The sequence below is a fragment of the Candidatus Defluviilinea proxima genome (assembly GCA_016721115.1).
Taxonomy (GTDB): Bacteria; Chloroflexota; Anaerolineae; order Anaerolineales; family Villigracilaceae; genus Defluviilinea; species Defluviilinea proxima.
In genome coordinates this window covers 1525214-1538884 of the sequence record JADKIW010000001.1, presented here as the reverse complement: position 1 = coordinate 1538884, position 13671 = coordinate 1525214, and the positions used below count along the sequence as shown (strand labels likewise).

General features: G+C 48.0%; 12 protein-coding genes. 1 reads left to right on the top strand and 11 read right to left on the bottom strand.

Features of this window, described 5'->3' with window-relative positions:
* Positions 1 to 16: 16 nt before the first annotated feature.
* The 10 genes from IPP66_07260 to IPP66_07215 all read right to left on the bottom strand — a co-directional run bounded on the left by IPP66_07260 (position 17) and on the right by IPP66_07215 (position 11055).
* A complete protein-coding gene (locus IPP66_07260) occupies positions 17 to 835 on the bottom strand; it encodes a CPBP family intramembrane metalloprotease (GenBank protein ID MBK9925075.1) in 819 nt (272 codons plus the stop codon).
* 22 nt (positions 836 to 857) lie between these two features.
* Positions 858 to 1703: an SDR family NAD(P)-dependent oxidoreductase gene (locus tag IPP66_07255; protein MBK9925074.1), complete on the bottom strand. Its 846-nt coding sequence runs from the start codon at positions 1701 to 1703 to the stop codon at positions 858 to 860.
* 228 nt (positions 1704 to 1931) lie between these two features.
* Positions 1932 to 2849: a hypothetical protein gene (locus tag IPP66_07250; protein ID MBK9925073.1), complete on the bottom strand. Its 918-nt coding sequence runs from the start codon at positions 2847 to 2849 to the stop codon at positions 1932 to 1934.
* Positions 2850 to 3005: 156 nt separating this feature from the next.
* Positions 3006 to 4184 (bottom strand): YhfC family intramembrane metalloprotease, encoded by a 1179-nt coding sequence (locus IPP66_07245; GenBank protein MBK9925072.1) that lies wholly within the window; start codon positions 4182 to 4184, stop codon positions 3006 to 3008.
* Positions 4185 to 4204: 20 nt separating this feature from the next.
* Positions 4205 to 4492, bottom strand: coding sequence for a superoxide dismutase (locus tag IPP66_07240; protein MBK9925071.1), 288 nt, complete (start codon positions 4490 to 4492; stop codon positions 4205 to 4207).
* A 2-nt stretch (positions 4493 to 4494) separates the two neighbouring features.
* On the bottom strand, positions 4495 to 5355 hold the full coding sequence (locus IPP66_07235) for a hypothetical protein (protein ID MBK9925070.1): 861 nt from the start codon (positions 5353 to 5355) through the stop codon (positions 4495 to 4497).
* 91 nt (positions 5356 to 5446) lie between these two features.
* Positions 5447 to 5902: a hypothetical protein gene (locus IPP66_07230; GenBank protein MBK9925069.1), complete on the bottom strand. Its 456-nt coding sequence runs from the start codon at positions 5900 to 5902 to the stop codon at positions 5447 to 5449.
* Between the two features lie 527 nt (positions 5903 to 6429).
* Entirely contained in the window at positions 6430 to 7026 is a 597-nt protein-coding gene (locus tag IPP66_07225) for a transposase (GenBank protein ID MBK9925068.1), read from the bottom strand.
* Between the two features lie 143 nt (positions 7027 to 7169).
* Entirely contained in the window at positions 7170 to 7769 is a 600-nt protein-coding gene (locus IPP66_07220) for a DUF2726 domain-containing protein (GenBank protein ID MBK9925067.1), read from the bottom strand.
* A gap of 169 nt (positions 7770 to 7938) precedes the next feature.
* Positions 7939 to 11055 carry an Eco57I restriction-modification methylase domain-containing protein gene (locus tag IPP66_07215; protein MBK9925066.1) on the bottom strand — a complete coding sequence of 1039 codons (3117 nt, stop codon included), beginning with the start codon at positions 11053 to 11055 and terminating at the stop codon, positions 7939 to 7941.
* Between the two features lie 366 nt (positions 11056 to 11421).
* Here IPP66_07215 and IPP66_07210 point away from each other — a divergent pair, with 366 nt between their 5' ends.
* Complete coding sequence (locus IPP66_07210; protein ID MBK9925065.1) at positions 11422 to 11991, top strand: hypothetical protein; 570 nt, start codon at positions 11422 to 11424, stop codon at positions 11989 to 11991.
* Between the two features lie 397 nt (positions 11992 to 12388).
* On the opposite strand, the gene IPP66_07205 is transcribed toward IPP66_07210, so the two are convergent.
* Positions 12389 to 13642 (bottom strand): alpha/beta hydrolase, encoded by a 1254-nt coding sequence (locus IPP66_07205; GenBank protein MBK9925064.1) that lies wholly within the window; start codon positions 13640 to 13642, stop codon positions 12389 to 12391.
* Between the last annotated feature and the right edge of the window lie 29 nt (positions 13643 to 13671).

Below are 13671 nucleotides of genomic sequence, written 5' to 3'. Positions count from 1 at the left end.
GTTGGCCTCCTTGTTCTTATAATGTTTGTGATTCAGAGCGACGAACGAACAGCCAGACGAGAACCGCCGCAAGAACAGCCAGACCAGTGCTGACCGCTGTCCAGGTAATTTCTTCGGTGGCTGTTGTATACGTTTGCCCAAAGATCAACGCGCTGGAGGAAATACTGGCATGCATAAAGTAAGCGATCAATAAACTACCTTGCGTCCGTTCATACACCCAAGTGATGATGAATGACCATGCGGTCAATAGAACAGGTCCAAGCAACACGATCAACGCCAGCGAAACCCAGCCTCTACCACCCACACCGAAATAATCAGCGTACCCATGCCACAGTCCACCCCAGATCAGGCCCAACAGCAGAGTGGCAACAAACGGGGAATGATGTTTAAGCAGATGCGGAAGGAGAAAGCCGCGCCAGCCGAATTCTTCCATCAAGCCAGCGACGAGGCCCAAAGCGATGCCGGGACCAAGCAGATTCATCATCGCTTCCGTATCTACGGGGTAGCCTGCCAGCCAGCGAAAGAGCGGAGTCAAAGCTGTCACTGTAGGAATAACCAACAGAGCCAGCCACCAGCCTCCCACACGTCTGATGCGGACTCTGTCCCACAAAGCTTGCAATCCTTCGCGTCCATAGACCAGCCATGTAGTGAAAAGACCGCTGAGGGAAGGTCCAAACCCACCCAACACAACGAACAAGAAGGAAATGGGCGGAGGTGATTTCATCAATCCACCGGGCTCGATGTACAGGAATAGTAATGACCAGATGCTAAACGACCAGATCATCGTGAAGATGATGTAGGTCAGAATTGGATGACGGATAGCCCATGTTTTCATATTCACTCCTAATGGATGCAACTTACCATAACTCGGCGCGTTGTGATTTGGGTTGATTGCCGTTGATGTCTCGTATTCCATACGCTTGCGCTACTTCGGCAGTGATCAGGATTTCGCCGGTTTTTTCGAAGACGGTCGGGTCGGCGGCCAAGGCGGCAATGCATCGCCCCACGAATTGAGGCGTCTCGAATGTGTTCAGGTCAATTGCAGGGTTGACCTGTGCGTAAGCCACATACCCCTCGGTGCTGACTTGACCAGGGTAGAGCGAAAGTGCTGTTACGCCGTGGGGTTTCAATTCGAGCGCTATATCTGCCGCAAGCCGGTCAATGGCGGCCTTGTTGACGCCATATGCCACGTTGTTGAAATAGTGTCGGCCTCCATAGTAGGAGATGTTAACAATTAATCCGCTTTTTTGGTTGACCATGATCGGGGCCGCCAACCGGCTGGCGTAGTAATCGGATCGTAACCCGACAGTGTAGTTATCCTCCCACAAAGACATCGGCTGTTCCCAAAAAGGCGTGTTGAAGAAATAAGGCTGGATGGCATGTAGGCTACCACCCCAGGCATTGTTCACCAACACATCCAGGCGACCTTGTTCATCCAGGATGCGCTGAAACAATGCATCTACTTCCTGGTCGTTGGCATGGTCACAGTGGTGAGCTATTCCTACTCCACCCAATTGTGTTACTTCAGAGGCGGTTTTCCCAATGCCGGTGTCTTTCAGGAAGTCCGGTAAACCTTCGCCATTTTCTGTCCGCCCGGTGACATAGACGATCATTCCAGCTTCGCCAAGACCTTTGGCAATACCTCGTCCTACGCCACGGCTGGCCCCTGTTACCAATGCAACTTTGTTTTTCAGTGTGTTCATGTGACGATTCCTTCTAGTTTCTTAAATTGATTTTCAAGGTTGAAAAGATACAACTTTGGTTTTGTGCAATGTACTGAAAGATAAAAGAAACTGTTGCGTCATCGCATTCAGCGGACGCCACAACCTGGTGATCCGACAATAAAAATTACTTTCTGCAGTATAGCCAGGCAAGAAAAAAAACTCCCCCATCACTGGGGGAGTTTGGGACTGTCCGATTGGACAGGTGGTTTACGGGATGATCTGTATGGACTGGATCAGTGCATCCAATTGCCCGATGGTTGGGGTAAAAGTTTCATTGGGCGTGGCACTTAACAAGTTGGCAACATCCTCATAATACTTCTTCAGAGTCTCGGGATTGGGATCTGCAAGGAAGGGATACTGAACTCCATTAGAAGGAAGAGGCGAGCCAGCATCAGCCGTCTCAGACAATACAGGGGCTGTGATCGGGAAGATGGCAACGATGTAATACTCACCGTCATTCGTAAAGCCCTGGAAGTGATAGAACAGTTCTTCGTTATTGACCGGGGCAGCATACTGTCCATATTCCGTTAGGAAGCGCATGCCGCTCCCATTTTGGAAAGGGATCGCCTGAACGTTCGAAGCAAAGAGTTGTGCGGCATTGAAGAAAGGCACTGCAGGAAGTTGATCGGCAGTGATCGGCCCAGACGGATTCATCACATTGCGAAGGCGATGCATACTTTCGAATGCGCCTGTGTGCAACTCCACATAAGGCATTGCCGGGTACACATAAATCTGTGGTTGATGGAACTTCCCTTGTAAGGTGTACCCATCCAATTTGACCACGGTATGGCCGGGGGTGATTTCCCAATACGGGAGGTCAGATCCATCGGCGCGCGGGAATTGCGTACCACTAACTCCGCTTGCCAAGCCCACCGGAAGGGTAAGGCTCACAGGGCCATAGGATGCCTGCGTCCCAGTGGTGGGCGGAAGCGTACTAGGGACAACTGTCGCTGGGATCGCTTGTGTCAATGAGATGAACACCTCAGGGGTAGTTGTGGGAGGCTCGTTCAGAATGGGTGTAGTTTCGGCAGTGGGGGCTTCATTGGTGGGAGCGATATTCACCAATACATCACATGCCAAAGTGGTAAGAACAAGCACAGATAAGAATAAAAAGAATCGTTTCATGGTTATGTTTCCTTTCATGCACAATGATAGTAATGAGCGAGTTAAAACTCCCCTATCTAAAGGGGAGTTTTAACTGTCCATTCGGATGGTGTGCGCACGTGAGAGACGATACTCTCAAGGAAATAGTTCCGCCCATATCTTAGGCGTTCAGCATACTTATGAAGGTTCGCCTGAGCCTTGTAACTGTGGATACCGTTGTTTGATTTGGACTATTCCCCACAATCCGATCAAACCGAAGACGATCATGATCGCCTCGATCGTCCATATCTTGCCTGCCGTATTGACACCCCAAAAGGCGGCAAAGCCAGCCGGAGCATCAAGCAGTGTTTTGTAGAGAATCGCAAGCCAGACCCATTTTGTCTCAGCGCTGGCAATCGAATAGAAGATCAACACACAGGCAAAAATGTGAGCAAGGATCACAGATAAACGTTCAACCACTGGCGCTGAGCCCATGATAAGAGTCCCAGTGTTTGCTAAACTCCCCAGAGCAGACACAGGAATAACGTCAGGGGAGGTAATGCCAACGATGGCAGAAGCCAGCCCACTTAGTCCGAGAAGAAGCGCTTCTACGACGCCAAATCCAATTCCGAAAACAAGTGCTTGATCCCATGTAGCTTTTCCCCACTTGATTTTGCGTAGGATGAGAAAAGCCAACCCGACCTCGAAGATGCCCGTCAATGCGCCAATATATAGATAGGCGATCAGGTTGCCGGGCGAGAAAAGATTTTCGCTCGTTACATTCAATGCGCGGTAGATCATGGGGTTCACGGGAATTGCAAACGCAAATTTGACGAACACGGTCAACGCCCAGAACAACGCGCCCATTCCCAAATGACGCCAACCGAGCAATCGACGGCGGGCGGCATAGACTATGAATGCCAATGACACTACGATCATGCCTGTGCCGGGCAGAAGTATCATTGGTCCAAGCTTGATCGCATGCCAACTCAGATTATAGGTAGCTGATATATTGTCGCTGTAGATCAGCCCGAGTGTATACGTCCCAGTCTGCGCAGATGAGAGATCATATGCAGACGAGATGGAGAAATCACCGGGGTTAATCGTTCCAGAATTCCAAACCGCCTGACCATCCGGGTCACGCAGTTCAAAGCGCAATGAACCACTTTGAACAGTACCGCTGACCTTGATCTTGATCGGCGTTTTATCATTGACCATGCCTTCGTCAACAATGATGTTGAAGTAAAACTGCTCACCGCCCTCAGCAGAATCCAATTGACTGCCTTCCACGCTCGCCCAACGGTAATTCATCGGCACTTCCGAATTCTGCGCCGCACAACCTGTGAGCATCCCCAACATGATACATACAACTGACAAGTACACAAATTTCTTCATCTTTACGTAAACAACCTTTCAAAGCCAGGATAGGCTTTCAGTGCGATCAACTCGAATGTGATCAATTTATTTTGGACGAACGGCAATGCGGACAACACATCCCGCGCTTCATCCACCGATTGGCATTCCAGCATTAACACAGCCTCGCTTCTATCTACGCGGAAGTATGATTCGCGGATCACCCCAGCCTGAACCAACTCCCAAACCTTTCTTGCCTCGTCTTTGGCGTATTGCTGAAATTTCTCTGCTGTCGCATCTGGGAGTTCATGCTCGAGCGCAAGGATTTTCATAGTTAATCTCGAATGCTTCTCAAGGTGAGGATGCCAAGAACGATGCCCGATAAACTGATGAGGACAAAGATCGTTGAAACCACAACATCAACCTTCACACCTGCAGAGAGTTGAACAATGATCATCGAGATCAAGGCGGTGCCCATCGTCAAAATTTTGAGCAACATAACAGACGAAAGAGCGTAGCCCCAAGCCTGTTTCTTGATCAATAAGAAAGCGGTGAGCAGAGCCGTCGGAACAATCACGCCCAGATCCATTGCCTGAATAACCATCGTGATCGCGGATTCGAGTCCGTTTGGCGGAGTCCACGTCAGCGAGGGAGATGCCACTAATCCGAGCCAGGCCAGGCTGAGAAAGACCGCAACAATGATGAAGTAGGTCGCGATGGCACGGCGCGGAAATCCATCTTGAATATGTCGCGTGATCTCATCCACATCTAGGCTTTTCATTGAAAGAATGAAACTGAAGAGGCTTAGCGAAAACAATGCGACATAAATCAGAAAAAACGGATTGAATGCCGTGAGAAAACACATCGATGCGTAGGTGTAGAGAAAATATCCAAGCACACCCGTGAGCAAAAGTTGCCCGCGCAAAGTCCCCTTGCGTGTGAGGAGAATACCCGTGGCGAGAAGTGGTATTCCGATGAGAAGTGTGACGATATCTTGCCCTACTTCTTGCGAGGAAGAGTTGACCGTATCAAAGCGATACAATCCGTGACCTCGGATCAAGACATCTTCTCCGCGCAAGGTGTGAAAGAGATAGGGTTCGCCAGTCCCCTGCCAAAAGACTCCTGCGCCTGCGGCAAGCAATGCCAGCGGAATGATGATGAGCGCCAATCGAATGACTATAGGATTTGATTTCATTTGGTGTCCTTTTTCCAAAACATAACGGCCATCCACATGAAGCGGACGTGAAAAGGGTTGGACCGTTGAAGCGCGTTCACAAAAATACTTTCTATTGTCCCTGGGCAAGTGCAGTGAGAAGCAAGACCAACACGCCGCAGACCGCCATCGCATTGACATATTTTCTGAAATTGCCAATCGCCTTTTCAGGATAATTCGAACTCATCAAGGGGCCAACACGCTGGATCGCGTTAAACCAAAATCCCATGCCGATCATCGCAAAGACAAGGATGTGTTTCACAAGCATCACGCCCCCCCAGAAGTTACCGAAATCCATAAAGCCGAGATAACCAGGGTCGATCATCATAAGATGGGTTCCCGTAATCGCGAAGACAAGCAATGATGCATACATCCACAGGCGGCTACGCTTGGAAATTTCGCTGAGGGCAGGTCCATTCTTTGAAAGTGCAGGGATGTAGATACCTGCGAGCAAAACGAAATGCCCAATGAATACGACTGTTGCCATGGCGTGAAGCCAGGTGGAAATGGAGATCAGAAATTGTGTCATTGTGGGTTCCTCTTTATTTTTATACCGTATGAACGATCTCAAAAGCAGTGATGTTGGTCACCTTAATTCATGGCGAGGGTAACAATTGCAGTTTGTGTGGCGGTGTCAGGTGTCCACTGTTATTTCTTATTGCATGATAGTTCCTGCCAAAGAAAAACTCCCCTGCCAAGAGGGGAGTTTTCACTGTCCAGTTGGATAGTGGAGGTGGGTCATAGGTGACAGTCACCTTGAAGGTGACTGTCACCTAAAAAAAAGTACCCCCCAGATATGGGGGTATTGAGAGAGGGGGAAAAGCAGGCGGGCGGGGGGTGCCTATACAGTGCCTTTTTACTGCGTACGTATTGCCCTTACAGAGAGTATGCAGAAGTACCCCCCATATATGGACGAGAGCATTTCTTGGTAGTTTTCCTGCCGCCGTCCCCTTCGGGGATGTTAGCACGAAGGACGGCGGGGGAGGGTAGTTGTTTGCAAGGTGACAGTCACTTTTACCCGCAGGGCGCTTTGCGGAAGTGACTGTCACCTTTTTGTTATTTCATTAGCTCATCCAGAAATTTTTGCACATCGTCGGGCAGGTCGAGGGTTTTCAGGTATTGGAAAACGAATTTCCTGTATTCCTGTGCACTGCCAAATTGACGTTCGATAAACTCACGGTCCACGAGTGAGCCGTTGCGTTCTCCGATCCATTCAAGGTAATTCGACCATTGCCAATCTGACGGTTCGACGACCAGCCCGTCTTTGACGGGATTGCCGTGGATGTAGCGACACAGGTGCAGGAGATGGGAACTATTCTGGATGGGTTTTGCGCGGAAACGTCCTTCGAAAAGAGTGCCACTATGGTCGTACATTTTGTTGTAGGCTTTGGTGTAACTGTTAAAGACGAATTGCGGGAGGTTGCCTGCGGGTTCATCTCCATCCTGCCTGCCCAGCATGTGATAGTGGGTGGGCATGAGGGAGTATGCGATCATGCTGATGTTATTTGCCTGGCTATACTCTTTGATCTTTGCGATGACAAAGAGGTAGTTCTTTGGCTCTCTGAAAATACTCGTCTGGTGCGCACCGCGGTTGTAGATGTGGTAATACATTCCCTTTTGCCAGGTGAGCAGGTCTTTTCGGGCGTAGGGCATGGGGTGCTCCTATTTCTTTAGGTGACAGTCACCTTGAAGGTGACTGTCACCTGGGGTTAACCGACTATGCAATTCCAGCATCCGCTCCACAAGGGACACCATCTTCTCGTGCCGCGATTTGCCCTCGGTTGAACTTGAGTAAATCATGTAACGTTGTCTATCTTTTCAAGAATTTGTTTCTTCAAAATATCAGCGTCATAGGTTTCTTGCATTTCTATTCTTATGATAGGTAGGCCAACGGCTTCAAAAGTTTCGTCTTTGAATTTATCTCGTTCTGCGTGATCAAATTTTTGATGGCTTTTGTCGTCAAGCTCAATCACGAGCAACGGTTCAATCATAAGTTTGTCACAGATAAGAAAATCAACATGTTTACATTGAACCTGATTGTTATGAAACTTTCGATCTTTCGGCTCATTTGCCAGCCAAACAAAATCTCCCATCCGAACTTTCATAAGGATTGTATATTCGTTTGCAACAGCGCGGCGAATGGAACGAAGCAAAATCCTCTCTCTATAAGTAAGAACAGACTTGCTTTTTCGATACTCGGGTTTATCAGAACTTGATATTCCTAATTCAACTGCTTGAGCAATCCCCGTTGCTTGTTTAGATTTTTGCTCTAATTCCTGTTTCTGCTCTAATCGCTCTTCTTGACGTTGATGCTCTTTGACATCTTCATCTTCTTCAAATAAAATGACAAAGAACATCCGAAGCCATTCAAGAAGTTTCTGGAAGAATCGTTTCATTCCTTCCTCTCCACCACCTTGACCTCATCCTCCGTCAACCCATATATCATCCCCTTGTGGGACAACTCATAAACCAGACGATCAATCGCCCTATCCGTGGACGTAACATCCATCCTCACGTCTTCCTCCTGCGGCGCAACGCAGGTGACAGTCACTTGCAAAGTGACTGTCACCTTGCACCTTCCACAATTCCAATCTCATCCTCCGTCAACCCATACAACTCATAGACGAGACGATCAATCGCCCTATCCGTGGATTCGATCTCCCGTGCCACACGTTCCTTATCCTGCGGCGTGCGTGGACTGGACTTATGCAATTCCAACATCCGCTCCACCAGCGACACCATCTTCTCGTGCCGTGCTTTGTCCTCAGCGTCGGAGAAGTTGATTGGACGAATTGGAAGTTGCTCAACATACATTGGCTTATATTCAAAGTATCCACCCTGTTTTGTAGATGCAATTAAGTGCATAACAAGGTCAGGAATTTTAGAATTCAAAACACCTAACAGATACAAATCATCTGTAACAATTATTGAGGTCTTGTCGTTTGAATAATAACCATCTTTGTCGAAAGCATAAGAAGCATTTTGAACAATTGCAGGAATGATTATTTTAGGTTTATCAAACTCTTCGTAATAATCAATGCTGTCTTGAATCTCATACCAACGATATGAGCCAGGCTTTCTTCCTGCCCAATTACTACCCTTCCAATCTTTAGGCTTAGGCATAAGACGATCTTTAAATTTCGACAAGTATTTCTCAATTGCGGGATATTGTTTGATGTTTATCCCACGGCGAGTAAATATCAAATACCTTCCAGTAAACGAGAAAGTGTATCTTTTTATATCCCGCCCTGCTAAGAAAGGTTTAATAATCTCTGCACTATTGGGGTCTTCTGCAATTAATTGATTTTTTGTTTCTGAATCAACAACAAATGCTTCGTTATACCCAGTAACAATGCCTCGGTACATCTTGGCATTTGTATACTGATTTAAAGGTATTGCAATGTCATTTAGCTTGGCAAGGAGATTTTGAACATCCGTGTTTGCAAGTGACCAACCAGAGTTATCTAACTTCGATTGATCAAGTTCATAATGATGTTCCTTAACATAATCATCCAAATGCAAGAACTTTAATGATTTAACTTGAGTTACGCGAAAAGCAACCTTGGGCTTACCTTTTGCGATACGCAAAATACAAGGATAGGTCGTGGCGTTTTCAAAAACAGGTAAATCGCCAAAATCAGTAATTTCCAAGAGTTCTTGTTGCTTCAACCATATTCTGAGAGACATTCCATAATTTGCTCTCATCCATTTGTTCGCTACGATATAACAAAAAACCCCATCGTTCTTTAGCAACGATACTCCACGCTCGATAAAGTATGAATACAAATCAGCCGTTCCAGTAAATACTTGGTAATGGCTTTGAAGATAATCTTTCAGTTCTCCCAACAATTCTTGTCTCACATAAGGCGGATTTCCAATCACTGCATCAAATCCACCTTGAATAAACACCTGCGGAAACTCAGCCTTCCAGTCAAAGGCATTGACCCGATACCGCTCCTCTTCATCTGCAAAGCTCATCGTCAATTGATGACCTTCGTAATAATCAGGACCGATCAACGAGTTCCCGCATTTGATATTTGCGCTCAGGTCAGGCAATGCCCGTTCCTGGATCAAAGACAATTGCGAGCCGATGGTCTGTTCGCTTTCGCCTTCCAATACCTTCAAGAGTAAACTCAACTTCGTCACTTCCACGGCTTGCGGATCGATGTCCACACCGTAGATGTTATTCAACAAAATACGTTTCTTCTCGGATGTTGTCAACATCCACCCCCTCCCAGCCTCCCCTCGCGAAGCATCCTGTAAGGGCAAATCCGCACGAGAACCTTGCCCGTCATCCGTCTTGTCTGCGGATTTGGGGGAGGTGCCCGCTAGGGCGGTGGGGGTCGAACGGGTGGTTTCAAATATGACTGGGCTCTTTCCCTTTGACCACTTCTCAGGTTCATTCTCCATGTACCACTTCAAATGCCAATCCAACAGATATTGAAACGCACCCAGCGGGAACGTCCCCGAACCGCACGCAGGGTCAAGGATTTTGATCTTCGCAACATCCTTTGGCGTTTTCCCTTCGAGCAATTTCCCAACCGTATTCTTGACGATGTACTCCACAATATACGTGGGCGTGTAATACACTCCGCCCGCCTTGCGCACTTCGGGCTTCTCTTCCACCTTCGCCTGATGTCCCGCCGTCAGCCGAATGACCTTCCCTAGAAAACGCTCATACACCTGTCCCAAAATATCGGATGGGATTTCAGAAAAGACATACGGACTCTCTGGATAATACAGACTGCCGAGAATCTCCCGCAAGACTTTATCATCCACGCTCAAACTTAACGTCAGGCTATCTGCGGCACTACTGGCATTTTTCTCCTCTTTGAAATGGAACAAGCCAGAGTTATAACGTGCATCTGCTTGCTGGAATATCCGAACCAATTCAGAATACACATTCGTTTGTTCTGATGCAATCTTTAGTTTCTCGTACCGTTCAATTCCCCGATCTTCGCAAATACGCAAAAAGATAATGCGGTCAATCGTCATTTGCACTGCATAATTCAATTCGCGAGTGGTAAGCGATGGATTACGCAATGCAAAATTCTTTGCGAGTGATTCCCGCCAGCGTTCTATCTCTGCTAGAAACGCATCGTCAACTTCTGCCGTGCCCTTCTTGCCTTTCAAGCCTTCGGCATATTTATCAAACGACCCCTTGAGCACCGCATCCCGTGAAAAGATGCTTGCGATCTCATCCCACTTCTCTACATACTCCGTGAACTTATAGAACGCTACTCGACCCGTTGAAGCCTTGTCCTTTTTATCGGGCTTGCTTTGGCTCTCATACACAGCGAACTCTTCAAAGTCCGAAAGCACGCCCAAAGGCAGCTTTGCAGACCATGAATAACGTCTTAGTTGAAATGCTGGGTGAACATCCGTTTCTATTTTGACCGATGGCTTCTTGGCTTCTACAAAGAACTTGCGCTGCCCCCCAACACGAAAAGCATAATCAGGCGCTTTGGTTGCACCTTCTACATCAATGGAATCTTCGTGAATAACGTCTTTATAGTTCTCTGCATACCCCGCCTTATTGAACACATCCCAACCCAACGCCTCAAACAGCGGGTCTAAAAACTCACGCCGCAATTGCGTCTCGTTATATCGGCTCGAACGATACGAGTCGATATTCTCTTCAAACCGTTTTACAAGCTGATGGACGATCTCTGGTGCGGGCATGAGGCGATATATCCCTTTCCAATGCGTGAACCCTGAAATGAAATGTGCCTGTCATTATTTTACAGGAAAACAAGTTGACTGTGGGTAACATTTCCCTGTCAGGGTGACAGTCTCTTTGCTCCCAGCGTTCCACTTCGGGAGTGCTTCATAAAACTTTTGCATGTTGTCGGGCAGGCGCAAGAATCAATCCCATTACGAATCTGAGATAAGGGGTTACAGAACTGTCACATCGGAGCGGTTCGATTCTGGAACTTCCTTTCAGCCTTTTGCGTTAGGGCGAATAGGTGTGAGTTATCACATCCCGTTCGTGCCCCTCATGAAGGGGGGACGAGGAAACCAATCATCTTTTGAAAGGAGTATGTACGAATGAAAATCAAGTTAAACCCCATGTTCGAAGAAGCCCGAGGCCAGTTGGGCGGTATGGTCTTACGTGAATTGCGCGGTGAGACCATTGCCTCACGCAAGCCGAGCTCCATCGGCGAGCCGACCGTAGACCAGGCGGCGCAACGCGAGCGCTTCAAGCTGGCGGCGGCCTATGGCAAGTCCGCTTTGGCAGACCCTCTCACCCGCGCGTTGTATGAAGCTGCGGCAAACAATAAGAAGATCCCCGTCTTTGCGTTGACCGTTGCCGATTACCTCAATCCCCCCACCATCCATGAAGTGGACCTCTCGGGCTTCAGCGGTGAGATCGGTCAGGCCATTCGAATCAAAGCGAGCGATGATTTCGGCGTGGCGAGAGTCAGCGTTACCATCAGCGATAATGCAGGAAGCCTTGTGTATGAAGGCGACGACGCCATCGAAACTGCCCCCGGCTCTGGCGTGTGGGTTTATACCACCACGGGCGGCGTCCCTGACGGTGTCACTGCCAAGGTCAGTGTGGTTGCCGCCGACCGCCCCGGCGGGGTCGCTGTGCAGGATGCCACAAAGGTAATCTAGCCTATCGTACCGTCCCAGACGCAGATAAAAAATGAGACCCTGCGAGACTTGAAATCCACAGCAATGGAAAGTCTCGCAGGGTTCAATAATCATTATACTGATTTCATGCAAAAATAAACATATCAGGCAACATATGATTTTCTTGAATTGGTGAGAGACAAACCCTTTGAACCGCCAAGCCCGCGAAGAAAACCATTTCCAGAAAAACAAAACTCCCCTGCCATGAGAGGAGTTTAGGGCTATCCGAATGGATAGGGTGCCTGGGAGTTAGCTAGAAGCATTCACCAGATATGGGTGATGGATCTAAGGGGTTTCAGACCAAAGTGTGGAAAGGAGACCATCCTAAAGACCATCACCATTTCTTGTATCTACTAACCCTATCTTATCGAGCGGTACATCAATCTACGTATGTGTCCGCAAGGATATTATTCACTACTTCATCGACAAAAGCGGCTGACTCATTTACCCATGGGTTATGTCCCGAACGCTCGAACCAGATCAACTCTTTATGAGGCGCATCCAATAATTCAAAATATTCTTCAGCCAAAGCAGGTGGTGCGTTCACATCATGCCGCCCGATCAGAAAGTAAACAGGAACATTGAGGTGTGTCGCCTGCGTGCGGAAGTCCACATCCCAGAGTTGTGGGTAGACCACATTCATCGTTTCCAGTGCTCCGCGAAACCAACTCACTTTGTCGTACAGACCATACTCCGAGCCAGACAGATCTTGAAACGTATTGAAGCCATCGTCCGCGATATTCGGGTCCGCGTTCATGTAATTGAAAGTCTCCATCAAAAATGCGGCTTCCTTCATCGCAACACCTTCACCATAATACGGCGGTGGCCCCTGTTGCTTAAGCTTCTCGATTTTTTCTGTATCCCCTTTTTCTTCCAGCACATTCAAAGCAAAGTCGTAGCACATCAAATCATTTTCCAGGAATGCCACCATCTGACCCGTGCCGATGAAAGCATGGAACAACTCAGGGTTTCGTTGGACCATCCACACGCCCAACGCACTTCCCCACGACTCACCCAACACATAGACTTTCTCTTCGTCAAAACGTTCACGCAAATAATTTACCAACGTGATCCCATCTGTGACGTACCGTTCGGAGCTTAACGTTGACCTGTCTACTGCGTCCAAAGATTTTCCAGCTCCCGGCTGTTCCCAATTCACCACAACAAAATGATTCTCCAATTGGCCCAGTGACCGTCGTTCTGTAACGAGTTGACTACCCCCCGGTCCACCAGCCAGGAAAAGTAATACGGGGTTATCCATATCGTTTCCGCGAATAGAGATCCATTGTTGGCTACCATTCAATTCCACTTTTTCGAGGGAGGCGATACTACCGGGGATAACATTTCCCTGTGCATCGGTAATAGGAGGCGTAAAGGCAAGCGCCTGTGAGATCACCACTGCAAAAATGGAAATGACAAGCATTCCAGAGATTCCCAATGTGACACCTTTCCAGGTAGGGGTCATGCGAAATAGCAAAACGACCGAAACCATGTACAAGATGCTTAACGGAATCCATATCCACGCAGGGATGGGTGTAGAGACTGGGAGCAAAATGATCGGCAGTCCGAATAGGATGGCAAGAATCGCTATCAGAATGCCACCCAACACAACGAATACTTTTCGTACAATCATGAGTGAAATCTCCTTTTCTATTTACATCA